This window comes from Borborobacter arsenicus (assembly GCF_003934165.1).
GTDB classification, from domain to species: domain Bacteria; phylum Pseudomonadota; class Alphaproteobacteria; order Rhizobiales; family Rhizobiaceae; genus Pseudaminobacter; species Pseudaminobacter arsenicus.
Genome location: NZ_ML133511.1, coordinates 155,290 through 179,956, shown reverse-complemented (window position 1 = coordinate 179,956; position 24,667 = coordinate 155,290). Strand labels below are relative to the sequence as shown.

Sequence of the window (24,667 nt, the reverse complement as noted above, 5' to 3'; positions counted from 1 at the left end):
AAGGGCGAGGGGGCGGTTCGGCGCCGAACCGCCACAGAGACGGGCGACACAGTCTCGCGCTCAATCCGGCACGTCGCCCTGCAGTTTTTGTGCAAGAAGAATAAGTTCGGCCTGCCGCCCTGTCCCGGTCTTGGAAAAGATCGCCTTGAGGCGTGTGCGCGCGGTTTCCTTGGTGATTCCTTCCAGGGACGCCGCGTCATTCAGGCGCTCGCCCTGGGCAATTCTTGTGGTCAACCGCTGTTCTGCCGGCGTCAGCCCGAAACGCTGCCCGAATATCTGGCTCAGATTCGGCAGCGATGACCCATCTCCGATCGACTGGACCTTCGAGCGATCCGGTTTTACCGGCTCCATCAGGAGGATGACGGTGGGGCCTTCGAAATAGGCCGAGCAAAGATCCTTGTTGACCTTGACCAACGTCAGTTTGACCGAACCGGTAAGGACGGAATTGGTTTTCTCTCCCGCATAGGTCCTGTCGAGCATGTTTTGCAGCAGCGTGTTGGCTTGTGCGCAGCAGAGCCTTACCGTTCCGAGCGGGGTTGTGGTGACGCATCCCGATTGCTCGATGATGCGCTCGCCGGCTGGCGATACAGATTTGGCGATTGCGCCCTCTCCAATGACCATGAAACCGATGTCGATGGCATTGAACAACGAGCTGCCAGCCTCGCTGATTTGGACCGCCCGGCCCCGATAATAGTTGAAGGCGCGCCGCAGGTGAGGAGCGATCGTCGTGAGACGGTCGGCCACCGCCTTGTTTTTCTCGGGGTCCGCGCGGCTTGTCAGCGTCGACAGGAGGAAGGAGCAACCCTCCTCGCGCATAATCGTCACGCCGACGGCCGTTTCCCCACCGATCGGCCGGAAGAGGTCGTTATAGAATTCGCTTTGCCTGAAGGTCTCGGCCGGCAGCATCTGTTCGGCGACGACACCGATGCCCACCGGCCTGATGGATGCCTTGGGCATCCATGGATTGATGCGGGCATAATAGGCCGAGTAATTGGCGAGCGTGCGCTCATCCAGGCCGTGGTTCAGCTCCCACGCCCCTTTTTGCTGCGATATGTCGTGGTAGAAAAGTGTCGAACGCCCATCGGGCAGGGCGCTGCTCAATTCGGCGAGGAAATCCGTCCAGTCGGATTCGCCCAACACGGCAGCATAGATAAGATCAACGAGCTGATCGTCGATAAGGCTCGCATGGGTCATGGCAATGACCACGCAAGCTTGGTGTCCGCAGCCATCGTGCCCCCATGGCCCTGCATCAGCTGTTCGCGGGAACCTCCTCCCCAGACGCAACCATAGGTCATATTGCCGCTGTTTGACAACGGTGATGGGTGGCGCCCTGGAGCATTTTGCAGCCAAGTGGAATCACTTGGCGTCGCACAAATGCGGCAAAAACAAACAGATAGAGCGGCAGCCTGGATTTATCCGGGCGTCAGCCGCTCTAGCTCGCGCCCGGCATGGGAAATTGCGCTATTCGTGCCCCTTCGGGCCCCTGCGCGACAGTCGGGATATCGCGGGCAGGCGCGTGTGCCTTACTGCGGCAGCTCCATGTCGGTGATCAGGTTGACGCCGCTCACTTCGTCATAGGCGAGCAGGACTTCCATGCCCTCCTTGATCGCATCGACGTCGAATTCGCCGGGAAGCTTGTAGGACTTGCCGTCGTCAAGCGTGATCGTCATCTGATCGCGGTCGATGGCCTTGACCTTTCCTTCCGCTTCGGCGGCAAGGGCGGCGCTTGAAATCATCACCATGGCGGCAAAAGCGCTGATCAGGATGCGCATCGTCGGCCTCTTTCTTCCTGCGCGGCCCGGTGGCCACACGACAGTTTCTAAGCTGGGCGAAAGAGAGCAGTATCCCAAGGAATATGTCAAAACTAAAACGAGACCGCCTGCGTTTGACCACCGCAAAAAACGCCAATAGAAGGCCAGCATGAACCGGCGTTCTGCCGGACGGGACCGTTTTCGATGTCGCACAATACGTTCGGGCACCTTTTTCGGGTCACCACATGGGGCGAGAGCCATGGGGCGGCCCTGGGCTGCGTGGTGGATGGCTGCCCGCCCGGTATCCGCTTCACCCGCGCGGAAATCCAGCATGAGCTGGACCGGCGCCGCCCCGGCCAGTCGCGTTTCGTCACCCAGCGCCGGGAGCCCGACGAGGTCAAGGTGCTTTCCGGCTTCGTCCTTGATGACGACGGCGAGACCATGATCACCACCGGCACGCCGGTTTCGATGCTGATCGAGAATGTCGACCAGCGCTCGAAGGACTATGGCGAGATCGCCAGGCAGTACCGGCCGGGACATGCCGATTATACCTATGACGTCAAATATGGCTTGCGCGACCATCGCGGCGGCGGCCGTTCCTCGGCGCGCGAGACGGCGGCGCGCGTGGCGGCAGGCGCGCTGGCGCGCAAGGTGGTGCCGGGCATGGTGGTGCGCGGCGCACTGGTGTCTGTCGGCGTCAAGGATATCGACCGCAGCCGCTGGAACTGGAATTTCGTCGAGGATCCGGAAAATCTCTTCTTCACGCCCGATCCGGAGTCGGTGGCGATCTTTGCCGACTATCTCGACGGCATCCGCAAGGCGGGCTCGTCGGTCGGTGCGGTCATCGAGATCGTGGCGGAAGGCGTGCCGGCAGGCCTCGGCGCACCGGTTTATGCCAAGCTCGACCAGGACATTGCAGCGAACCTGATGTCGATCAATGCGGTCAAGGGCGTGGAGATTGGCGACGGCTTTGCCGCAGCGCGCATCACCGGCGAGGAGAATGCCGACGAGATGCGCATCGGCAATGACGGTAAGCCGGTCTTCCTGGCCAACCATGCCGGTGGTATTCTAGGCGGCATCTCGACGGGGCAGCCGGTCGTCGCACGCTTTGCAGTCAAGCCGACTTCTTCGATCCTGACGCCGCGCAAATCCATCGATGTGGATGGCAAGGATGTCGATGTCAGGACCAAGGGCCGGCACGACCCATGTGTGGGCATCCGGGCGGTTCCGATCGGCGAGGCCATGGTTGCCTGCGCCATTGCCGATCACTATCTGCGGCACCGGGGGCAGACGGGGCGAGATTAGGGGAGTAAGGGAATAGGGGAGTAAGGGAATAGGGGAGTAAGGGAATTGGCAGTTGGCCCTGTGTGCTGACACTTGCCCCACCTACCAGAATTCCCTATTCCCCTACTACCTTGTTCCCCTACTCCCCTGTGAGCGAAGCGAGCCATGTACGACCAGAAGAAGATTGTCGAAGCCCTTCGCGCCTTCGAGCGCGGCGAGATCGTGGTGGTCATGGACGATGACGGACGCGAGAACGAGGGCGACCTGATCGTGGCGGCGGTGCATTGCACGCCCGAGAAGATGGCCTTCATCGTGCGCCATACGTCCGGCATCGTCTGCACACCGATGACCCGCGAGGATGCCAGGCGGCTCAATCTGGCGCCGATGGTGGCCGACAATGATTCGGCCCACACGACGGCGTTTACCGTCAGCGTCGATTTCAAGCACGGCACCACCACCGGCATTTCGGCCGACGACCGCACCCTGACGGTCCGCAACCTGGCCAACAGCAATGTCGGCGGCTCGGATTTCGTGCGCCCCGGCCATATCTTCCCGCTCATTGCGCGCGAGGGCGGCGTGCTCATGCGCTCCGGTCACACCGAGGCGGCGGTCGATCTGTGCAAGCTTGCCGGCCTGCCGCCGGTCGGCGTGATTTCCGAACTGGTCAATGACGACGGCACAGTGATGCGCGGGCCGCAGGTGCAGGCTTTTGCCGAGAAGAACGGGCTGAAGCAGGTGTCGGTCGCCGACCTCATTGCCTATCGCCAGCGCCAGGAAACGCTGATCGAGCGCGTGGACTGCTTCGACATCGAAACCCCCGGCGGCAAGGCCAAGGCCTTCACCTACACGCTGCCATGGGACGTGATGCACCATCTGGCGATCGTCTTCGGCGATATTCGCGATGGGGAGGAGGTGCCGGTGCGCTTCCACACCGAGGATGTGGTCACCGACGTCTTCGGCACCACGGGCGGCCTTGCCCGTATCATGAAAACGCTCGGCGAGCGCCAGCGCGGCGTCATCGTCTATCTGCGCGAAGGATCGGTCGGCGTGGCCGAACAGGGTCGCAACCGGCCCCGGGTCGATCAGGAAGACCATGAGGAGGCGCGGCGGCGCGAGGACGAATGGCGCCAGATCGGCCTTGGCGCGCAAATCCTCAAGGATCTCGGCATCTCCTCCATCGACCTGATCGCCTCACGCGAGCGCCACTATGTCGGCCTGGAGGGATTCGGCATCAGGATCGCCAGGACCGAAATCCTCTAGATCAGAGTTCTGCCGGGGCCAAACCCTGTTGACCGTTGCCCCGGCGCTTGCGCAAAACCATGGTCAAATCGACGCCATGCGCCTATATCGGGGCATGGTCACACGCCTTTATTCCCATCCGATCTATCTGGAACATCTGACGCCTGCGGGACATCCTGAGCGTCCAGACCGGCTGCGCGCCATTGCGCGCGCGCTGGAGGACGAGGCTTTCGCAGCCCTGGAGCGCGTCGAGGCGCCGGAGGGCGATGAGGCCACCATCCTCTACGCCCATCCCGAGCGCCATGTCGAAAAGATCCGGGCGGCAATCCCCGAAGAGGGCATCAGGGGCATCGACGCCGACACCTCGGCCAGCCCGAAGAGCTGGCAGGCGGCATTGACGGCGATCGGGGCGGCCAATGCCGCGGTGGACGACGTGTTTTCCGGCAAAGCCGACAATGTCTTCGTTGCGGCGCGCCCGCCCGGCCACCATGCCGAAAAGACGACGGCGATGGGCTTTTGCCTGTTCAACAATGCGGCCATCGCCGCCCGTTATGCGCAGAAGAAATATGGGGCCGAGCGCGTCGCCATCGTCGATTGGGATGTGCATCACGGCAATGGCACGCAGGACATTTTCTGGGATGATCCTTCGGTGCTGTTCTGTTCCACGCACCAGATGCCGCTTTATCCGGGCACCGGGGCCAAGGACGAAACCGGCGCCGGCAACATCGTCAACGCGCCGCTGTCGCCGCAATCGGGCAGCGAGCTGTTCCGCGAGGCGATGCGCTCGCGCGTGCTGCCGGCGCTCGATGATTTCGCGCCCGACCTCATCATCATTTCGGCCGGCTTCGATGCGCATCATCGTGATCCGCTGGCCGAGATCAATCTGGACGAGGGCGATTTCGACTGGGCGACCGGGCAATTGATGGACCGGGCGGCGCGCCATTGCGGCAACCGCCTCGTCAGCCTGCTGGAAGGCGGCTACGATCTGCAGGGATTGTCGTTTTCGGTGGCGGCGCATGTGAAGCGCCTGATGAAAGGATAGGACATGACGGGTGAAACCACCGAGACGGCCGACGACATCAAGGCCATGAGCTTCGAGCAGGCGCTCAAGGCGCTTGAGGACATTGTCGATCATCTGGAGCGCGGCGACGTGCCGCTCGACCAGTCGATCCGCATCTATGAGCGCGGCGAGGCGTTGAAGGCGCATTGCGACCGGCTGTTGAAGGCGGCCGAGGACAAGGTGGAAAAGATCCGGCTCGCCCGCGACGGCAAGCCCACCGGCGTGGAGCCGCTCGACGGGGAGTAGCTTGACGTCGTTGCCCTCGTGCCCAGTTATGGAAAGGGCGATGGAAAATCCGGGAGCAGACGATGTGCCGCAATATCAAGACGTTGTTCAATTTCGAGCCGCCGGCGACACGTGATGAGATCCGCGACGCCGCGCTGCAGTTCGTCCGCAAGCTGAGCGGTTCGACGAAACCTTCCAAGAAGAACGAGGAAGCATTCTACCGCGCTGTCGATCAAATCGCTGAGGTGGCCCACGAACTGCTGCATTCGATGGAAACGCACCAGCATCCACGAAACCGCGAGGAAGAAGCCGCTAAGGCGAAGGCTCGTTCGGCGCTACGTTTTGCAAACGCATAACAATTGTCGTGCGCTTGTATCGTTCCAGGAGGTGGTAAATGAGCTTCTTTCCCTGCCCGGATCCCGAGCTTGGCGATGCATCCTCCTGCGATGCCGTCGAGCTGATGGTGATTGCCAACGCCAAGGACATTGACGGTTTCGAGGTGCGGCGCGCGCTCCCGACGGCCAAGCGCCGGCTTGTCGGGCCGTTCATCTTCTTCGACCGCATGGGCCCGGCAATATTGCGGGCCGGCAAGGCGCTTGATGTGCGCCCGCATCCCCATATCGGCTTGTCCACGGTCACCTATCTGTTCGACGGCAAGATCAGGCACCGCGATTCGCTCGGCACGGAAATGGTGATCTCGCCGGGCGACGTGAACCTGATGACGGCAGGCCGCGGCATTGTCCATTCCGAGCGCACGCCCGAGGAACTGCGCGGCGCGCCGATGTCGGTTTCCGGCTTGCAGACCTGGATTGCGCTGCCCGACCACAAGGAGGAGATGGCGCCGGTGTTCGAGAATACCGCCAGCGCGACACTGCCCGAATTCAGCGCCGATGGCGTGACGGGGCGCGTGGTGATCGGCGATTTCGAAGGCATGCGCGCGCCCGTGACCACCTATCACGATACGCTCTATGTCGATCTGCGACTTGCGCCCGGCGCGCGGGCGCGCATCCCGGCCGATGCCGAGGAGCGCGCGATCTATGTGCTTGAAGGCGAGGTGACGATTTCGGGCGACCGCTTCCCCTCCGACCGGCTGCTGGTATTCCGCCCCGGCGACGAGATCGTGGTGTCGGCCGAGAACGGCGCCCATTTCATGCTGTTCGGCGGCGCCTCGCTGGGCTCGCCGCGCCATATATGGTGGAATTTCGTCTCTTCGTCGAAGGAACGCATCGAGCAGGCCAAGCAGGAATGGAAGACCGGACGTTTCGACATCGTTCCCGGTGACGAAACAGAATTCATCCCGCTGCCGGGAAGCTGAAGTGCACAGGCAAAACCACGCGGCATTGCGCGCGTTTACTTTCGCCGGCCAAGGCTTTATCTCGGGGCATACAAAGGTGCAGACAGGCTGATTTACGTGACATTGCCGCCCCCCACGCCGCTCCTCGACAAGGTGAAGATTCCGGCCGACCTGAAAAAGTTGCCGGAAAGCGACCTGCCGCAGCTCGCCTCCGAGCTTCGCGCCGAGATGATCGATGCGGTGTCGCATACGGGCGGGCATCTCGGTGCCGGTCTCGGCGTCATCGAGTTGACGGTTGCCTTGCACTATGTTTTCGACACGCCAAGCGACCGTATTGTCTGGGATGTCGGTCACCAGGCCTATCCGCACAAGATCCTGACCGGCCGGCGCGACCGCATCCGCACGCTGCGCCAGGAAAACGGCCTTTCCGGCTTCACCAAGCGCGCCGAAAGCGATTATGACCCCTTCGGTACCGCGCATTCCTCGACGTCGATTTCCGCCGGTCTCGGTATGGCCGCGGCGCGCGACCTTGCCGGGGGCAAGAACAATGTCATTGCCGTGATCGGCGACGGCGCCATGTCCGCCGGCATGGCCTATGAGGCGCTGAACAATGCGGGTGCGCTGGATGCGCGGCTGATCGTCATCCTCAATGACAACGACATGTCGATTGCCCAGCCGACAGGGGCGATGAGCGCCTATCTGGCGCGGCTTGCCTCCGGCAAGACCTATCAGGGCTTCCGCGATCTCGGCAAGAAGCTGACCTCCTATCTGGGGGCGCGCATCGACCGTGCCATCACGCGCGCGGTGGAGCATGCGCGCGGCTACATGACCGGTGGCACGCTATTCGAGGAGATGGGCTTTTTCCACATCGGCCCGATCGACGGGCACAATCTGGAACATCTGATCCCGGTCCTGAAGAATGTCCGCGACAATGCCCACGGCCCGGTGCTGATCCATGTCGTGACGCAGAAGGGCAAAGGCTACGCACCGGCCGAAGCGGCAGCCGACAAATATCACGGCGTCAACAAGTTCGACGTCATCACCGGCGCACAGGCCAAGGCGCCTGCCAATGCGCCGAGCTATACCAAGGTGTTTGCCGAAAGCCTGGTGCAGGAAGCGCGCGAGGACGAGCGCATCGTCGCCATCACCGCTGCCATGCCATCGGGCACCGGGCTCGATCTGTTCGGCAAGGAATTTCCGCAACGCACCTTCGATGTCGGCATTGCCGAGCAGCATGCGGTGACCTTTGCCGCCGGTCTGGCGACCGAGGGGCTGAAGCCGTTCGCGGCGATCTATTCGACCTTCCTGCAGCGGGCCTATGACCAGGTCGTGCATGACGTGGCGATCCAGAACCTGCCCGTGCGCTTTCCCATCGACCGTGCCGGCTTCGTCGGCGCCGACGGCCCGACCCATTGCGGCGCCTTCGACACGACGTTCCTGGCCACGCTGCCCGGTTTCGTGGTGATGGCGGCAAGCGACGAGGCCGAGCTTCGGCATATGGTGCGCACGGCAGCCAGCTATGATGAAGGCCCGATTTCGTTCCGCTATCCGCGTGGCAATGGCGTCGGCGTCGATATGCCCGAACGCGGTTCGGTGCTGGAGATCGGCAAGGGCCGCATCCTGCGCGAAGGCACCAAGGTGGCGTTGCTGTCCTTCGGCACGCGGCTGCAGGATTGCCTGCTTGCGGCGGAGGAACTGACTGCCGCCGGTCTTTCCACCACGGTGGCGGATGCCCGCTTCGCCAAGCCGCTGGATGAGGATCTGGTGCGCCGGCTTGCCATGTCGCATGAGGTGCTGGTGACGGTGGAGGAAGGCGCGGTCGGCGGCTTTGCCAGCCACGTGCTGCAATTCCTGGCCGAACGGGGCTTGCTCGACACCGGCTTGAAGGTGCGGCCGCTGGTGCTGCCCGACGAGTTCACCGACCATGCCAAGCCGGAAAAGATGTATGCGGATGCCGGCCTCGATGCGAACGGCATCGTGCGCACGGTGTTCACCGCGCTTGGGCACGAGATACGTTCCGCCACGGCCTAGGTCGCTTATATCAAGGTCGGTTTGGTTTCTGACCGAAATGCCCTCCTTCTCCAAGGCTATCGTATATAGAAATTCGACCCCCACTCCGGTTTGCTTTGCAAACCACCTCTCCCCCTCAAAAGGGGAGAGGAAGTGCGCCAGCGGGGCGGATGGGGTTTCCTCTCCCCCGCAAGGGGGGAGAGGTGCTGAGCGAAGCGAGGCGGAGTGGGGGTCGATCGTGCCATATGGGATTGCGTCCTAACCAACTGTTTACGCTGCATTTTGGGCTTTGCTTACCCTTTCTCTTGGCCGAATTTTAGTCCGCGCGGATTAAAACGCCTCCCCAGGCAGGGGAGACAGGCAATGAGAATGCTTCTGGCGGGAGCAGCACTCCTGGCGGTCGCGACGGCGGCGTCGGCCGCCGAAATGCGCTACGACGTCAAGCTCGAGAAGGCCGTGATGGAAATCGTGGCGGCAAGGATCGGCGATATTCGCGGCGGTTTTTCCCATGGGGTGAAGCCCGCCTTCGTGACCCTGCAGGCCAGCAATGACAGAGGGGCGATTTTTCTGGAAAGCGCGCGCGCCGAACTGATCCGCAGCTTCGGAGACGGGCTGGTGCCCACGGTCGAACGGAATGTGTCGCGGGTGATCGTGTTCTGATCGGCTGTGACGCCTCCGCCGCAGGCGAACGGCGCTTGCCATCGCGGCCGGCTTTCGCCAATGAGGGGCGATGAACGTCAAATCCACCACGGGCAGCCGGCAGCGGCTCGATGAGCTTCTGGTCACACGGGCACTGTTTTCCAGCCGCTCGCGGGCGCGCGATGCCATCGAGCGCGGCACTGTTTTGGTGGACGGGATCGTGGCAGCGAAGGCGGGGCAGGGCGTATCGCAGGAAGTGCGCATCGAGATCAACGATCCGGCCCGTGCTTACGTCTCGCGTGCGGCGCTGAAGCTGCTTGCCGGCCTCGACCATTTCGGCATCGATCCGGCGGGCAGCCATGCACTGGATATAGGCGCCTCGACCGGCGGCTTCACGCAGGTGCTGCTGGAACGTGGCGCGGCGCATGTGACGGCAATAGATGTCGGGCACGGCCAGATGGTGCAAGAACTGCGCGATGATCCCCGCGTGACCTGCCTTGAGGGCGTGAATGCGCGTGAGTTGACAGCGGCCATGCTGCTAGGGCCGATCGATCTCATCGTGTCCGATGTCAGCTTCATTTCGCTGAAGCTCGCCTTGCCGCCGGCGCTCGAATTGGCTGAAGCGGGTGCGCGGGGCATCTTCCTGGTCAAGCCGCAGTTCGAAGCCGGTCGCGAGGCGATCGGTAAGGGTGGGTTGCTGAAATATCCCGCCGAGGGACCGCGCGTTGCCCAGGCGCTGAAGGATTGGCTCGACGCGATGCCGCGCTGGCGGGCGCTCGGTCTCACGGAGTCGCCGATAGAGGGCGGCGACGGCAATCGCGAATTCCTGTTGGCCGGGGTCAAGGATCGATGAGCGTACAGTTCCAGGTAGAACGGCTTGGCGCGCAGGGCGACGGCGTGGCCGACACGCCGAGTGGCCCGGTTTTCATCCCCTTCACGCTTCCGGGGGAGCGGGTGACGGCCGCGCGGGAAAAAGACCGTGCCGAACTGCTTGCGGTGCTGGAAACTTCGCCGCTGCGGGTTGAGCCGGCCTGCCGCCACTTTACCGAATGCGGCGGCTGCGCGCTCCAGCATCTGGAGATGCAGGTCTATCTCGACTGGAAGCGCGACAAGATCGTCCAGGCGCTGGCAAGCCGGGGCATCGATGCGCCGGTGTCGGCGACGATTGCCTGCCCGCCGGCTTCGCGCCGCCGCGTCGTGCTGTCGGCGCGCCGGACCGAGGCGGGAATGATGCTCGGCTATAACCGGGCGATGTCGCATCGCATCATCGATATCGAGGAATGCCCGATCTCCTTGCCGGGCATCGTTGCCTCGCTCGGGAAATTGAAGGCGCTGGCCGGCTTGATCTGCAATACCGCCGAGCCGTTTCATCTGGCGGTGACGCTGACGGCATCGGGGCCGGATGTGGCCGTGAGCGGGGCCGGCCGACTTGCTGAAAAGGTGCGGCTGGCGATTTCGGATTTTGCCATCCGCGAGGGGTTTGCGCGGGTCTCGCTCGATGGCGAGACGGTAGTCGAGCCCAAGAAGCCGGTTGTGTTGTTCGGCGAGGTTGCGGTTACCCCGCCGCCTGGTGCCTTTCTGCAGGCCGTGGAATCGGCCGAGACGGAAATGGCGCTTCTGGTGATGGATCACCTCAAGCGCGCCAAGAAGGCGCTCGACTTGTTTGCCGGAGCCGGTGCCTTCGCGCTGCGCCTTGCCGCCCGTTCGGAAGTGCATGCGGTGGAAGGCGATCAGGCAGCACTTGCCGCGCTCGATCGCGGCTTCCGCTTTGGCGAGCATTTGAAGCGCGTCACGGTGGAAAAGCGCGACCTGTTCCGGCGGCCACTGACATTCAAGGAACTCAATGCCTATGACGGACTGGTGTTCGATCCGCCGCGCGCCGGGGCCGAGGATCAGTGTAAGCAGATCGCCCGGTCCGAGGTGCCGCTGGTTGCGGCGGTCTCATGCAATCCGGCCACGCTGGCGCGCGACCTGCGCATCCTGATCGACGGCGGCTATACGCTGAAAACCGTCACGCCGGTCGACCAGTTCCTGTGGTCGCCGCATGTCGAGGCGGTGGCGTTGCTGGAGAAGCCGAAGAAGAGGCGGTGAGGCCCAGCCTTAGACCTGCGTGCCGCCAACCGTCATCTGGTTCATTCTGAGATGCGGCTGGCCGACACCGACCGGCACGCCCTGGCCGGCCTTGCCGCACATGCCGATGCCGGTGTCGAGCTGCATGTCGTTGCCGACCATCGAGACGCGGTGCATGGCGTCCGGCCCGTTGCCGATCAGCATCGCGCCCTTGATCGGCTGGGTCACCTTGCCGTCCTCGATCATATAGGCCTCGGTACAGCCGAAGACGAATTTGCCCGAGGTGATGTCGACCTGGCCACCGCCGAAGGAGACGGCATAGACGCCCTTCTTCACCGAGGCGATGATCTCGTCCGGCTCCATGTCGCCGCCGGTCATATAGGTGTTGGTCATGCGCGGCATCGGCTCATGCGCATAGGACTGGCGCCGCCCATTGCCGGTCGGCTCCATGCCCATCAGCCGCGCATTCTGCCGGTCCTGCATATAGCCGACGAGCTTGCCGTCCTCGATCAGCACGTTGCGATTGCTCGGCGTGCCTTCGTCGTCGATGGTGAGCGAGCCGCGCCGCTCGGCAATGGTACCGTCATCGACGACGGTGACGCCCTTGGCCGCGACCTGGCTGCCCATCAGCCCGGCGAAGGCTGAAGTCTTCTTGCGGTTGAAGTCGCCCTCGAGCCCGTGGCCGACCGCCTCGTGCAGCATCACGCCCGGCCAGCCATTGGACAGCACGATGTCGAAGGTGCCAGCCGGAGCAGGGATAGCCCGCAGATTGACCAGCGCCTGCCGCAAGGCTTCCTCGGCGGCGAGTTTCCAGCTGTCCTCGACTAGGAACTCGCCGAAGCCCTTGCGGCCGCCCATGCCGTAGGAGCCGGACTCCTGGCGGTCGCCCTCGCCGACGACCACCGAGACGTTGAGGCGCACCAGTGGCCGCATGTCGGAGACCATCTGGCCGTCGGCGCGCAGGATTTCGACATGCTGCCAGGAGGAGGCGAGCGAGGCGGTGACCTGGCGCACGCGCGGATCGCGGGCGCGCAGCCAGGCATCCATGTCCTGCAGCAGCCGGGCCTTGGCTTCGAAGGAAGGCGAGGGGATCGGGTTCTCGTCGGTGTAGAGATGACGGTTGGTGCGGGCAGGGGCCGGTGCCAGCTTGCCCGAATAGCCGCCCTTTACCGCCGAGACCGCATCGGCAGCTCGCAGCAGCGCGGCTTCCGACAATTCGCTGGAATGCGCATAGCCGCTCGCCTCGCCGGCGACTGCGCGCAGGCCGAAGCCCTGGTCGGTGTTGAAATTGGCCGTCTTGAGGCGGCCATTGTCGAACATCAGCGCCTCGCTCTCGCTATATTCGAGATAGAGTTCGCCATCGTCGGTGCCGTTGATCGTATCGGCCACGATGCGGCGGATACGGTCTTCCGGAATGTCGAATTGACCAAGCAGGCTGTTCATGGCGCGTCGCCTCGTTCAAAAATCGTCGCGACCTCGCATGTAGGCGCGAGCGACCGCCACGGCAATGCGTCTTTGGATATTGGCGCGGCGCGGCTTATTTCGGCAGCGCGGCAAAACCCTCGTCGAAGCCGTTCAGGTCGACCGGAATGCCGATGCCTTCCTCGGGCGTCTGGAACACGATGAAGGTGGCCGAAGTGCCGCCCTTCAGCGTATCGAGCAGCGTCTTTTCCAGGATGACCTCGGCATAGCAGCCGTCGCCAAAGCAGCGCACGAAATAGGCGCGGCCGATATCCTTGCCATCGACATTGAGGCCAAGCCCGTTAGGCAAAAGCACGCCAAGCGGCGCCAGCACGCGCAGGATCTCCGCCTTGTTGTCGGCCGTGCGCAGCACCACCACCGAAAGGCCCATTTCCGGACGGTCCTCGGCGATCACATTCTGCATCATCACGCATTGCTCGGCGGTGGCGCCCGCCGGCGTGTCGCAGATGATCGACCAGGCGCCATGCGTGGAGCGCACCGCGCCGGCAGGCTTCTGCTGCTGGGCAACTGCCGGAACAGTCAGGGCGCACAATGCGCTGGCGAGGATGGCCTTCGCCAAGGTTCCCGAAAGCCGAGATATCATATTGGCTCCATTGCGAATCGCCGCAAACGCGGCCGTAACAGGAAGAACTATAGGGCAAGAACAGGTATTGAAGCAGCCAATCGCGCAGTTTCACCGATTTTCCAAGCCAAATTTGCCTGAAATGCGGCCTTCTTGCTTTTCTCGTTCAGCTCGTTTCCTTTCTTCCTTCTGTTTGTCGGCTTCGCGGCAAGGGCGGCGGCCTGCGGCTTGCGCGCAAAAATGCCGCATGGGTTGTTGCGCTCCTTCCTTGCGGTCGGAAAGAGAGTATGGTTTGAACCAGCGTCGAAAGCTCCGGGATTCCCTCCCGGGCCAACGATTAGTCGTGCACCTCCGGCGCATGGAATTGGGAGACGATGAGGGCAATGAGAAGAATCCTTGCAAGTGCCGGCGCTGCCGCAACCTTTTTCGCGACAGCCGCCCAAGCGGCGCAGCCGACGCCTTGGCAGACCGGGTTTCAGCCGGCCGCAACCGGCATGATGGAGCAGATCACCTGGTTTGAGCACTACACGCTGTGGTTCATCATCCCGATCACGCTTCTGGTTCTCGTCCTGCTGGCCTATTGCATCGTCAGGTTCCGCGCTGCCGCCAATCCCAATGCGTCGCGCACCAGCCACAACACGCTGATCGAGGTGATCTGGACGGTCGGCCCGGTCGTCATCCTGCTGTTCCTGGCGGTTCCTTCCTTCCAGCTTCTGACCGCGCAATATTCGCCGCCGGAAGAAGCCAAGCTGACGGTCAAGGCCACCGGCAACCAGTGGAACTGGGATTACGAGTATCAGGTCGATGAGCCGCTCTCCTTCAACTCGGCTTTGCTTGCTGACGAGGATCGCGCCGAGGCCGGCAAGGAAGATCATGCCGCATATCCGCGCCTTCTGGCTGTGGACAATGAGATGGTCGTGCCTGTCGGCACGCTGGTGCGTGTTCTGGTGACCGCTTCCGATGTGATCCACGCTTTTGCCATGCCGTCCTTTGGCGTGAAGACCGATGCCGTGCCTGGCCGCATCAACGAGATCTGGTTCAAGGCAGACAAGGAAGGTCTCTATTACGGGCAGTGCTCGGAACTGTGCGGCAAGGATCATGCTTTCATGCCGATCGCCGTGCGCGTCGTGTCGGATGGGCAATATGCGACATGGCTGGAGGCAGCCAAGTCCGATTTGACTGGCGCCAACAAGGCGTTGATGGCCGAAATCGAAGGCACCAGCAAGGTAGCCGCCGCCGGCAATTGATGCCGCGGTGAATAGAGTTCAGGGAACGGAGCGGAACATGGCAGGCGTTGCAGCCCACCACGATCACGACCATAAGCCGTATCGCGGCTGGGTACGTTGGGTCTACTCGACCAACCACAAGGATATTGGCACGCTCTATCTGATCTTCGCGATCGTTGCGGGCATTATCGGCGGCTTCATGTCGGTCATGATGCGCTGGGAGCTGGCAGAGCCCGGCATCCAGATTTTCCATGGCTTCGCCTCCATGGTCTATGGCGTCGAGGGCGACTCGGCGCTCGATGCCGGCAAGCACATGTATAATGTGTTCACCACCATGCACGGCCTGATCATGATCTTCTTCATGGTGATGCCGGCGCTGATCGGCGGCTTTGCCAACTGGATGGTCCCGATCATGATCGGTGCGCCCGACATGGCCTTCCCGCGCATGAACAACATCTCCTTCTGGCTGTTGCCGCCGGCGCTGATCCTGCTGTTGATGTCGCTGTTCGTTCCCGGCCCTGCCGGTGGCTGGGGCATTGGCGGTGGCTGGACCATGTATCCGCCCTTCGCCACTTCGGGTCAGCCTGGCCCGGCGATGGATCTGGCGATCCTGTCGGTGCATATTGCCGGCGCCTCGTCGATCCTGGGTGCGATCAACTTCATCACCACCATCTTCAACATGCGCGCGCCGGGCATGACGCTGCACAAGATGCCGCTCTTTGCCTGGTCGGTGCTGATCACCGCCTTCCTGCTGCTGCTTTCGCTGCCGGTGCTGGCGGGTGGCATCACCATGCTGCTGACGGACCGTAATTTCGGCACGGCCTTCTTCGCGCCGGAAGCAGGTGGCGACCCGATCCTGTTCCAGCATCTGTTCTGGTTCTTCGGTCACCCCGAGGTGTACATCCTGATCCTGCCGGGCTTCGGCATCGTCAGCCACATCGTCTCGACCTTCTCGAAGAAGCCGATCTTCGGCTATCTCGGCATGGCTTACGCCATGGTCGCCATCGGCGTCGTCGGCTTTGTCGTGTGGGCGCACCATATGTACACGACCGGCCTGTCGCTCGACACGCAGCGCTACTTCACCTTCGCGACGATGGTGATCGCGGTGCCAACCGGCGTGAAGATCTTCTCGTGGATCGCCACGATGTGGGGCGGCTCGATCACCTTCAAGTCGCCGATGCTGTGGGCGATCGGCTTCATCTTCATGTTCACCGTGGGTGGCGTGACGGGTGTGCAACTCGCCAATGCCGGCCTCGACCGCATGTATCATGACACCTACTACGTGGTTGCGCACTTCCACTATGTGATGTCGCTCGGCGCCATGTTCGCCATCTTCGCGGCCTGGTACTACTGGTTCCCGAAGATGACCGGCTACATGTACTCGCCCGTCATTGCCGACACGCATTTCTGGGTGACGTTCATCGGCGTGAACCTGATCTTCTTCCCGCAGCACTTCCTGGGTCTGGCCGGCATGCCGCGCCGCTATATCGACTATCCGGATGCGTTTGCGGGCTGGAACATGGTGTCGTCCTATGGCTCCTACATCGCAGCCTTCGCGGTGTTCATCTTCCTTTTTGGCGTGTTCGAGGCGTTCTCCAAGAAGCGCATCGCCGGCGCCAATCCGTGGGGCGAGGGTGCGACCACGCTGGAATGGCAGCTTTCGTCGCCGCCGCCGTTCCATCAGTGGGAACAGTTGCCGCGTATCAAGTAAGCGCGCATCGACAGTAGCCCCGGAAACCGGCTTTCCGGGGCTGCGGACAAGAAGCGGAACCGCTTTTTCACGATGAAAGCGGGTTCCAACGTCGGGACCGCCGACAATGATGGCGGTTTCGCGGACGATTGAAGCGGATTAGATTGACAATGGCCCTGGCTGAAGAAAACGCAATGGACGATGGGGGGTTCCGCATGTCGGAAGCGACCGCCGGCGATTTTTTCGCGCTGCTGAAGCCGCGCGTGATGTCGCTCGTCGTCTTCACGGCGTTTGTCGGGCTGATGGCCGCCCCGTTGTCGATCAATCCGTTCATCGCGGTTGTGGCCATCCTGGCCATCGCGCTTGGCGCTGGCGCATCCGGTGCGCTCAACATGTGGTATGACGCGGATATCGACGCGGTCATGTCGCGCACGGCGAGCAGGCCGGTGCCGGCCGGCCGGGTGCGTCCCGGCGAAGCGCTGGTTTTCGGGCTCATCCTGTCGGCGCTTTCGGTGATGACACTGGGCGTCATCGTCAACTGGCTTTCGGCGGCGCTGCTTGCCTTCACCATCTTCTTTTATGCGGTGATCTACACGATCTGGCTGAAACGCTCGACCCCGCAGAACATCGTCATCGGCGGTGCCGCAGGCGCGTTTCCGCCCGTCATCGGCTGGGCTGCCGCGACCGGCACGGTCAGCCTTGAAAGCGTCATCCTGTTCCTGATCATCTTCCTGTGGACGCCGCCGCATTTCTGGGCGCTGGCGCTGTTCAAGTCGGATGACTACGGCCGCGCCGGCGTGCCGATGATGCCGAATGTCGCCGGCGAAGAATCGACCCGCAAGCAGATCTTCGCCTATGCGCTGCTGCTGGCGCCCGTGGGCATGCTGCCCTGGCTTCTCGGCTACACCACCGCCGTCTATGGTCTCGTGGCAACCGCGCTGGGCATCGGCTTCATCTGGTATTCCTGGAAAGTGCTGCTCATGCCCGATGGCGACCGGCTGATGAAGCCGGCCAAGGCGCTGTTCGGCTTTTCGCTGCTCTACCTGTTCGTCATCTTCGCCGCCTATCTGGCCGACAGCATCATCGAGCACGCGCTTGCCGTGCCGGGTGTGCTGCAGTGAAGGAGGATGAACTGCATACGCTGACCGAAACGCAGAAGAAGGCGCGCCGCAGCCGTTCGATCGCGATCGGCCTCGGGCTCGCGGCTCTGGTCGTGATCTTCTACATAGCGACCATCATCAAGTTCAATCCGGCGATCCTGGATCGGGCGATGTGAGGGTGCGATGAGCGAGCAGAAGAAAGAAGTCAGCGCCAGGACCGAGAAGTCCAACCGGGTCGTCGCCGCGGTCTGCGTGGCGTTCTTTGGCGGCATGATCGGCATGGCCTATGCCGCGGTGCCGCTTTACGACATGTTCTGCAAGGTCACCGGTTATGGCGGCACGACCCAGCGCGTGACCCAATATTCCGACCGCGTGCTTGACCGCACCATTACCGTGCGCTTCGACGCCAACACCTCCGGTGCGCTGGATTGGAAGTTCAAGCCGGTGGCGCGCGACATCAAGATCAAGATCGGCGAGACCGCGCAAGCGCACTACTCGGCTGAAAATGACGGGGATAAGCCCACATCCGGGCGTGCCACCTTCAACGTGATGCCGGCGCTGGCCGGGGCCTATTTCAACAAGGTGGAGTGTTTCTGCTTCACCGATACGACGCTGAAACCCGGCGAAACGCTCGATATGCCGGTCGTTTTCTATGTCGATCCAGACATCGTCGATGTTCCCGAACTCAAGGACATCAAGACGATCACGCTTTCCTATACGTTCTTCCCGATCGAGGGGCAGGAGCCTGTGGCTGTCGCGCCGCAGAGCGACCAGACCACAACAAACGACAACACCGACGCAAATCTCGGGGGCTGATATGGCAGACGCGCACGCAAAACCACAACACGATTATCACATCATCGACCCGAGTCCGTGGCCGTTTCTCGGCTCGGTCGGCGCGCTCGTCATGGCCATTGGCGGCGTGGCGTGGATGCAATATCTGAACGAGGGCGAATTCCCCCTCTTCGGTGTCAACATCGCCAATCCCTGGCTGTTCTTCATCGGCGTCGCCATCGTGCTCTACACCATGTATGGCTGGTGGTCGGACACGATCAAGGAAGCGCATGAGGGTCACCATACCCGCGTCGTGTCGCTGCATCTGCGCTATGGCATGATCATGTTCATCACCTCCGAGGTGATGTTCTTCGTTGCCTGGTTCTGGGCATTCTTCGACGCCAGCCTGTTCCCGAACGAGGCCCATCAATATGCACGGGCCGAATATACCGGGGGTGTCTGGCCGCCGCAGGGCATCGAGGTTCTCGATCCCTTCCACCTGCCGCTCTACAACACCATCATCCTGCTCCTGTCGGGCACCACGGTCACCTGGGCGCATCATGCGCTGCTGAACAATGATCGCCGCGGCCTGGTCAATGGCCTGGTCATCACGGTTGCACTCGGTGTCCTATTCTCCTTCGTGCAGGCCTTTGAATATATCCATGCGCCCTTCGCGTTTAAGGACTCGATCTATGGCGCGACCTTCTTCATGGCGACGGGCTTCCATGGCTTCCACGTCCTGATCGGCACGATCTTCCTGCTGGTCTGCCTGCTGCGCGCAATGAAGGGTGATTTCACGCCCAAGCAGCATTTCGGCTTCGAGGCGGCTGCCTGGTACTGGCATTTCGTCGACGTGGTCTGGCTGTTCCTGTTTGCCTCGATCTATGTCTGGGCTTCGGTCGGTGCGACCATCGCTCAGGGCCACTGAGACCTGGATAGGTGAAAGAACAGGCGGCCGTGGCAACACGGCCGCCTTCTCTTTTTCGGCGCAAAGCATCAGCATGCTCGATGCCGAATGCACCAACGCCCCAGTTTCGCTGGAAACTTGGCGCGGCGCCGGAAGGAAAGGACATGGCCGGAGTGACCCATGAGTGAGGACAAGGCGAACTGGCCACCGGTCGAACCGATTGCCGCCGGCCTCAAGGGATGCTGCCCACGCTGCGGCGAGGGGCGGCTGTTCTCGCGCTTCCTGACAGTTGCGCCCCGTTGCGAAGCCTGCGGGCTGGACTATTCCTTCGCCGATGCGGGTGACGGACCCGCCGTATTCGTCATCCTGATCATCGGCTTCATCGTGGTCGGCTCGGCGCTGTGGCTGGAGGTCACCCACAATCCGCCGCTGTGGCTGCATTTTCTGCTCTGGATACCATTGACGCTCGCGCTAACCCTTACCGCCTTGCGGCTGATCAAGGGCGTGCTGATCACGCTGCAATACCGCAACAGGGCCGCCGAGGGGCAGCTGGACCGGTCGCAATGACAGGCTCTGCTCTTTCCAACTCCCAGATGAGCGGCCGACGGCGCCTGCTGGCGCTGATTTTCGGTATCCCGGCCCTGGCCATACTTATCAGTCTCGGCACTTGGCAGGTGCAGCGGCTGCACTGGAAGGAAGCGCTGCTTGCCACGATCGATCAGCGGGTTCATTCCACCCCGCTGACGCTTACCGAAATCGAAGGCAGGTTCGCCAAGACCGGCGATGTCGACTACTGGCCGGTGACAGTGTCCGGTGAGTTCCTGCATGGAGGCGAGCGGCACTTCTTCGCCACCAATGAGGGCCAGTCGGGCTATTATGTCTACACGCCGCTGAGGCTTTCGGATGGGCGCTTCCTGCTGATCAATCGCGGCTTCGTTCCCTTTGACAACAAGGACCCCGCCACGCGGCCGGAAGGGCAGGTTTCCGGTCAGGTGACGGTGACGGGCCTTGCCAGAAATCCACTGGCTGAAAAGCCCTCGTCGATGGTGCCGGACAACGACCCGGCCAAGAACATCTTCTACTGGAAGGACCGCGATGTGATGGCGGCGACAGCCGGCCTGCCCTCCGGAGCTGAACTCGTGCCCTTCTTTGTCGACGCCGATAACACGCCCAACCCAGGCGGCCTGCCTGTGGGCGACGTGACCATTGTCGACCTGCCCAACAGCCATCTGCAATATGCGGTCACCTGGTATGGCTTGGCGGCAGCGCTTGCCGGCGTGCTCGGCACCTGGTTGTGGCGATCGCGCAGGACGCATTGAACCGGGCTCGCCCTTGACATGGGCGGGCCGCTCGCCTCATGTCCGCACCGAATCCTGATGCTCGACAGACCTTAGCGAAAGACTGGGACATCATGCCTGAAAATCCGACCAAGCCGCCACTCACGATAAGGCTGTGCCAGCCACGCGGCTTTTGCGCCGGCGTGGACCGTGCGATCCAGATCGTTGTGCTGGCGCTGAAGAAATACGGCGCGCCGGTCTATGTGCGCCATGAGATCGTCCACAATCGCTATGTCGTGGAAGGGTTGCAAAATCTCGGCGCCGTCTTCATCGAGGAACTGAACGAGATTCCAGACGACCACCATGAATGCCCGGTGGTGTTTTCCGCCCATGGCGTGCCCAAGTCGGTGCCGGCGGATGCGCAGGCGCGTGAGCTCTTCTATCTCGATGCCACCTGTCCGCTTGTGTCGAAGGTGCACAAGCAGGCGATGCGCCACCAGCGGCTGGGCCGCCATGTGCTTCTGATCGGCCATGCCGGCCACCCGGAGGTGATCGGCACGATGGGGCAACTGCCGGAAGGCTGCGTGACATTGATCGAGACTGAGGCGGATGTGGCCAATTTCGAGCCGGCCGATCCGGAAGCGCTTGGCTTCGTCACCCAGACGACGCTCTCGGTTGAAGACACGGCCGGTCTTATCCGCGCACTGCAGAAGAAATTCCCCGAGATCAAAGCGGCAGCGGCGGAATCGATCTGCTACGCAACCACCAACCGCCAGGAAGCGGTGAAGGAGACGGCGCCCGGCGCCGACCTGTTCCTGATCGTCGGCGCGCCGAACTCGTCCAATTCGAGGCGTCTGGTTGAGGTCGCCGAAAGGGCCGGCGCCAGGATGTCGCTTCTGGTGCAGCGGGCTTCCGAAATTCCGTGGGACGAGATCGCCGGCATTTCGACGCTTGGTCTGTCGGCCGGCGCATCCGCTCCCGAGATCATCGTGGACGAAATCATCGACGCATTTCGCGAGCGCTTCGAAGTCTCGGTCGATCTTGCGGTGACCGCGACGGAGACCGAGGATTTCCCGGTGATGCGCGTGCTGCGCGACGTCGAGCTGACAGCCGCCGACATGGCATTCGTCAACGGGACCGTGTGATGGCAGTCTATACCGATGTCTCCGAAAGCGAGCTTGGTGCTTTCCTGGAAAGCTACGCGATAGGCCAGCTCCTCTCCTATAAAGGGATCGCAGAGGGCACGGAGAATTCCAACTTCCTGCTGCACACTTCCAGCGGCGCCTACATATTGACGCTGTATGAGAGGCGCGTCGACAAGAACGACCTGCCGTTCTTCCTCGGCCTGATGGAGCATCTGGCGAAGAAGGATATTTCCTGCCCGCTGCCGGTGCGCCGCAACGACGGCGAGGTGATCGGCACGCTCGCCGGACGCTCGGCGGCAATCATCACTTTTCTGGAAGGCATGTGGATGCGGCGGCCCACCGCCATTCACTGCCGCGAGGTCGGCAAGGCGCTGGCCGGACTGCATCTGGCAGGGGCGGATTTTCAGCTCAGCCGGGCCAATGCGCTCGATAGGGCGGGCTGGCGCAAATTGTGGGATGGTTCGCGCGCGCGTGCCGACGAGGTCGAGTGTGGACTTCTCACCGAGGTTGATGCGGAATTTGCCGATTTCGAGCGCAATTGGCCGAAAGACCTGCCGGCCGGCATCATTCATGCCGATCTCTTTCCCGACAATGTGTTCTTTCTCGGCGAGAAGCTCTCCGGCCTCATCGACTTCTATTTCGCCTGCAACGATTTCTACGCCTATGACCTGGCGACCTGCCTGAATGCCTGGTGCTTCGAGAAGGACAATTCCTTCAACCTGACCAAGGGCAGGGCGCTGCTTGCCGGCTATCAGCAGGTGCGCCCGCTTACCGACGCGGAGCGGCAGGCGCTGCCGATGCTGGCGCGAGGCTCGGCCCTGCGCTTCATGCTGACCCGTCTCTATGACTGGCTGACTATCCCCGACGGAGCGCTGATCCAGAAGCGCGACCCTGTCGAATTCATCCGCCGCATGCGCTTTCACCGCCAGATCGGCTCGGCCTCGGAATATGGTTTGGTATGAAGAAATCGGTCGAGATATTCACTGACGGCGCCTGCTCGGGCAATCCCGGTCCGGGCGGCTGGGGCGCGATCCTGCGCTTCAACGGCGTGACCAAGGAATTGTCCGGCGGCGAAGCCGAGACGACCAACAACCGTATGGAACTGATGGCGGCGATCTCGGCGCTGAACGCGCTGAAGGAGCCGTGCCTGGTCGATCTCTACACCGATAGCAATTACGTCAAGGACGGTATTGGCGGCTGGATCGAAGGCTGGAAGCGCAATGGCTGGAAGACGGCGGCCAAAAAACCGGTGAAGAATGCCGAGCTATGGCAGGCGCTGGACGAGGCCCGCAAACGCCACAAGGTGACCTGGCACTGGGTCAAGGGCCATGCCGGCCATGAGGAAAACGAACGTGCCGACGAGCTGGCCCGCATGGGCATGGCGCCGTTCAAGCCGGCGCGCCCTGCCAGGGAAAGCAATCCGCCAGCTGCCAAGCCGCGGGTCGCGAAGCGGTAAGGCGGAACAAGGGGGAAGCGGCTCGCCGATGGAGCCGCTCCGGTTGCGCTGCTATAGCTGTTCGAGAATTGTGGCTGCACCCGATTCATTCACGCCGGACTTCGTCTCGATATTTAGCGCGCTGACGACACCGTCCTTGACGATCATCGAGAAGCGCTTCGAGCGCATGCCCATCGCGAATTCGCTCATATCGGCCTGCAGGCCGGCGGCACGGACGAAATCGCCATTGCCATCGGCCAGATAAAGCAGCTTGCCTTCGCCGCCGGTGAAGTTTGCCCATGCGCCCATGACGAACTGGTCGTTGACGGCCACCACTGCGATCGTGTCGACGCCGCTGGCAAGGATGGCATCATGGTTTTCCAGATAGCCGGGCAGATGGTTGTTGCTGCAGGTTGGGGTGAAGGCACCCGGAACGCCGAACAGAACGACCGTCTTGCCGGAGAAGACATCGGCGGTGGTAAGGCTCTTGCCGCCGTCGGCCGTCATCGTCCTGAAAGTGGCTTCGGGCAGCTTGTCGCCAACTGAAATCGTCATGATATCTCTCTCGATCCGGTTGAAATCGGGCGATTGGGTAACGGCTTATCGGGGCTGACGCAACCGCCAACCGTATTGGTCTAAAGATAGGGCAGGGTGCCGCTCACCGATCCGCTGCTGGTGACCAGCGTGTAATGCAGTCCGCCTTGTGCCGGAATGTCCTTGGGGCGGTTCAGGATCTCGACCGAAAACAATATCCTTCCGTCACTGCCAATGCGCTCAGGCGTGCCGAATGAATAGCCTTCGGCTCCGACAATGAAGAAATCCGCTGATGCAGCACCCTCCGGCAGCTTCGCTTCAATGACCAGCCTGTTGTCGTCTGTGCTGACGATGGCCGCGCCGAAGTCGGGGCGTGCTGGCGCCGGCAGAGCGTTCACGGCCTGTGAGACAAGGGCGGCATCGGCGGCATTGTCGGGATCGATGGCAGGGTCGAGCAGGAGTTGCGCCTGAACGGGAATGCAGACCGTCTCGCAGATGCCAAGGAAGATATCCGCATCTATCATCGCCGCTTGGCCCGGCGATGTCAGCGTGAAGGTTACCGGCAGGGAAACCGAATGATCATATCCGGCCCATTTCGAATAGCCGTCATCGTGGCGCTGCGGGGCCGGGAACGCCAGTTCCGCCGAGGCGATGTTGCTGCTGCTTTCCGAAATGTTGAGCGAAGGTGGAACACCGCTGTCGCCAGGGTCGCGCCAATAGGTTTTCCAGCCCGGATCGAGCGCAATGTCGAGGACGCCGGCTATGCGGCCCTGGGCATCGGGCCCGCCGCTCGTGACCAGCCGGATGCGCCCGCCCTGGGTCTCGAACCAATCGGTGGAAGAAGCGAGCGCGGGCGTTACGCCCATCGTCGCGGCCAGCGTCATCCACAATGCTGTCGGTATGCGGGTCATGCGTCGGGTTTGGCCGTAAAGTCGAGGTTTCGCAACAGAGAGTGATCGCTGG

Annotated in this window: 27 protein-coding genes; 21 read left to right on the top strand and 6 right to left on the bottom strand. The window is 62.4% G+C overall.

Annotation, left to right across the window (positions count from 1 at the left end; all coding sequences use genetic code 11):
* Window positions 1-60: 60 nt before the first annotated feature.
* The gene (locus EET67_RS05680) at window positions 61-1,194 is read right to left on the bottom strand and encodes a helix-turn-helix transcriptional regulator (RefSeq protein WP_128625251.1); all 1,134 of its coding nucleotides are present in this window, start codon (window positions 1,192-1,194) and stop codon (window positions 61-63) included.
* Between the two features lie 329 nt (window positions 1,195-1,523).
* A complete protein-coding gene (locus tag EET67_RS05675; protein ID WP_128625250.1) occupies window positions 1,524-1,772 on the bottom strand; it encodes a DUF1344 domain-containing protein in 249 nt (82 codons plus the stop codon).
* Between the two features lie 183 nt (window positions 1,773-1,955).
* On the opposite strand from EET67_RS05675, the gene aroC reads away from it, so the two are divergent.
* From aroC to EET67_RS05625, 10 genes are all read left to right on the top strand, one after another.
* Window positions 1,956-3,056, top strand: coding sequence for a chorismate synthase (gene aroC, locus EET67_RS05670; protein WP_128625249.1), 1,101 nt, complete (start codon window positions 1,956-1,958; stop codon window positions 3,054-3,056).
* Between the two features lie 144 nt (window positions 3,057-3,200).
* Window positions 3,201-4,295 carry a 3,4-dihydroxy-2-butanone-4-phosphate synthase gene (gene ribB / locus EET67_RS05665; protein WP_128625248.1) on the top strand — a complete coding sequence of 365 codons (1,095 nt, stop codon included), beginning with the start codon at window positions 3,201-3,203 and terminating at the stop codon, window positions 4,293-4,295.
* A gap of 94 nt (window positions 4,296-4,389) precedes the next feature.
* Window positions 4,390-5,316: a histone deacetylase family protein gene (locus EET67_RS05660; RefSeq protein WP_128625305.1), complete on the top strand. Its 927-nt coding sequence runs from the start codon at window positions 4,390-4,392 to the stop codon at window positions 5,314-5,316.
* Between the two features lie 3 nt (window positions 5,317-5,319).
* Window positions 5,320-5,580, top strand: a complete 261-nt coding sequence (locus tag EET67_RS05655; RefSeq protein WP_128625247.1) for an exodeoxyribonuclease VII small subunit — start codon at window positions 5,320-5,322, stop codon at window positions 5,578-5,580.
* A 62-nt stretch (window positions 5,581-5,642) separates the two neighbouring features.
* Window positions 5,643-5,915 (top strand): DUF2277 domain-containing protein, encoded by a 273-nt coding sequence (locus EET67_RS05650; RefSeq protein ID WP_128625246.1) that lies wholly within the window; start codon window positions 5,643-5,645, stop codon window positions 5,913-5,915.
* A gap of 38 nt (window positions 5,916-5,953) precedes the next feature.
* The gene (locus EET67_RS05645) at window positions 5,954-6,874 is read left to right on the top strand and encodes a pirin family protein (protein WP_128625245.1); all 921 of its coding nucleotides are present in this window, start codon (window positions 5,954-5,956) and stop codon (window positions 6,872-6,874) included.
* Window positions 6,875-6,970: 96 nt separating this feature from the next.
* Window positions 6,971-8,884, top strand: coding sequence for a 1-deoxy-D-xylulose-5-phosphate synthase (gene dxs / locus EET67_RS05640; RefSeq protein WP_128625244.1), 1,914 nt, complete (start codon window positions 6,971-6,973; stop codon window positions 8,882-8,884).
* 342 nt (window positions 8,885-9,226) lie between these two features.
* Window positions 9,227-9,523: a hypothetical protein gene (locus EET67_RS05635; protein ID WP_128625243.1), complete on the top strand. Its 297-nt coding sequence runs from the start codon at window positions 9,227-9,229 to the stop codon at window positions 9,521-9,523.
* 70 nt (window positions 9,524-9,593) lie between these two features.
* On the top strand, window positions 9,594-10,355 hold the full coding sequence (locus EET67_RS05630) for a TlyA family RNA methyltransferase (RefSeq protein WP_128625242.1): 762 nt from the start codon (window positions 9,594-9,596) through the stop codon (window positions 10,353-10,355).
* Window positions 10,352-11,593, top strand: coding sequence for a class I SAM-dependent RNA methyltransferase (locus EET67_RS05625; protein WP_128625241.1), 1,242 nt, complete (start codon window positions 10,352-10,354; stop codon window positions 11,591-11,593). Before EET67_RS05630 ends, EET67_RS05625 begins: the two co-directional genes overlap by 4 nt.
* A 9-nt stretch (window positions 11,594-11,602) precedes the next feature.
* On the opposite strand, the gene tldD is transcribed toward EET67_RS05625, so the two are convergent.
* Together tldD and EET67_RS05615 are read right to left on the bottom strand one after the other, a co-directional pair.
* Complete coding sequence (gene tldD, locus EET67_RS05620; RefSeq protein ID WP_128625240.1) at window positions 11,603-13,015, bottom strand: metalloprotease TldD; 1,413 nt, start codon at window positions 13,013-13,015, stop codon at window positions 11,603-11,605.
* A 94-nt stretch (window positions 13,016-13,109) separates the two neighbouring features.
* On the bottom strand, window positions 13,110-13,637 hold the full coding sequence (locus EET67_RS05615; protein ID WP_128625239.1) for an invasion associated locus B family protein: 528 nt from the start codon (window positions 13,635-13,637) through the stop codon (window positions 13,110-13,112).
* Between the two features lie 362 nt (window positions 13,638-13,999).
* Between EET67_RS05615 and coxB the strand changes: the two genes are divergently transcribed.
* The 11 genes from coxB to rnhA all read left to right on the top strand — a co-directional run bounded on the left by coxB (window position 14,000) and on the right by rnhA (window position 23,191).
* Window positions 14,000-14,863, top strand: a complete 864-nt coding sequence (coxB, locus tag EET67_RS05610) for a cytochrome c oxidase subunit II (RefSeq protein ID WP_165899793.1) — start codon at window positions 14,000-14,002, stop codon at window positions 14,861-14,863.
* 37 nt (window positions 14,864-14,900) lie between these two features.
* Window positions 14,901-16,553, top strand: coding sequence for a cytochrome c oxidase subunit I (gene ctaD / locus EET67_RS05605; protein WP_128625237.1), 1,653 nt, complete (start codon window positions 14,901-14,903; stop codon window positions 16,551-16,553).
* Window positions 16,554-16,702: 149 nt separating this feature from the next.
* Window positions 16,703-17,653 carry a heme o synthase gene (locus EET67_RS05600; RefSeq protein WP_128625236.1) on the top strand — a complete coding sequence of 317 codons (951 nt, stop codon included), beginning with the start codon at window positions 16,703-16,705 and terminating at the stop codon, window positions 17,651-17,653.
* Entirely contained in the window at window positions 17,650-17,808 is a 159-nt protein-coding gene (locus EET67_RS05595) for a hypothetical protein (protein WP_128625235.1), read from the top strand. The genes EET67_RS05600 and EET67_RS05595 overlap by 4 nt, the downstream gene beginning before the upstream one ends.
* Before the next feature lie 7 nt (window positions 17,809-17,815).
* On the top strand, window positions 17,816-18,448 hold the full coding sequence (locus tag EET67_RS05590; RefSeq protein WP_128625234.1) for a cytochrome c oxidase assembly protein: 633 nt from the start codon (window positions 17,816-17,818) through the stop codon (window positions 18,446-18,448).
* 1 nt (window position 18,449) lies between these two features.
* Window positions 18,450-19,334, top strand: a complete 885-nt coding sequence (locus tag EET67_RS05585) for a cytochrome c oxidase subunit 3 (RefSeq protein ID WP_128625233.1) — start codon at window positions 18,450-18,452, stop codon at window positions 19,332-19,334.
* A gap of 159 nt (window positions 19,335-19,493) precedes the next feature.
* The gene (locus EET67_RS05580) at window positions 19,494-19,880 is read left to right on the top strand and encodes a DUF983 domain-containing protein (RefSeq protein WP_128625232.1); all 387 of its coding nucleotides are present in this window, start codon (window positions 19,494-19,496) and stop codon (window positions 19,878-19,880) included.
* Window positions 19,881-19,906: 26 nt separating this feature from the next.
* Complete coding sequence (locus EET67_RS05575) at window positions 19,907-20,632, top strand: SURF1 family protein (RefSeq protein WP_281011008.1); 726 nt, start codon at window positions 19,907-19,909, stop codon at window positions 20,630-20,632.
* A 92-nt stretch (window positions 20,633-20,724) separates the two neighbouring features.
* Entirely contained in the window at window positions 20,725-21,735 is a 1,011-nt protein-coding gene (ispH, locus tag EET67_RS05570) for a 4-hydroxy-3-methylbut-2-enyl diphosphate reductase (RefSeq protein ID WP_128625230.1), read from the top strand.
* Window positions 21,735-22,697, top strand: coding sequence for a homoserine kinase (locus EET67_RS05565; RefSeq protein ID WP_128625229.1), 963 nt, complete (start codon window positions 21,735-21,737; stop codon window positions 22,695-22,697). Before ispH ends, EET67_RS05565 begins: the two co-directional genes overlap by 1 nt.
* Window positions 22,694-23,191, top strand: a complete 498-nt coding sequence (rnhA, locus tag EET67_RS05560) for a ribonuclease HI (RefSeq protein WP_128625228.1) — start codon at window positions 22,694-22,696, stop codon at window positions 23,189-23,191. Before EET67_RS05565 ends, rnhA begins: the two co-directional genes overlap by 4 nt.
* Window positions 23,192-23,242: 51 nt before the next feature.
* On the opposite strand, the gene EET67_RS05555 is transcribed toward rnhA, so the two are convergent.
* Together EET67_RS05555 and EET67_RS05550 are read right to left on the bottom strand one after the other, a co-directional pair.
* Window positions 23,243-23,725 carry a peroxiredoxin gene (locus tag EET67_RS05555; RefSeq protein ID WP_128625227.1) on the bottom strand — a complete coding sequence of 161 codons (483 nt, stop codon included), beginning with the start codon at window positions 23,723-23,725 and terminating at the stop codon, window positions 23,243-23,245.
* 80 nt (window positions 23,726-23,805) lie between these two features.
* Window positions 23,806-24,615, bottom strand: coding sequence for a protein-disulfide reductase DsbD domain-containing protein (locus EET67_RS05550; RefSeq protein ID WP_128625226.1), 810 nt, complete (start codon window positions 24,613-24,615; stop codon window positions 23,806-23,808).
* Window positions 24,616-24,667: the final 52 nt, after the last annotated feature.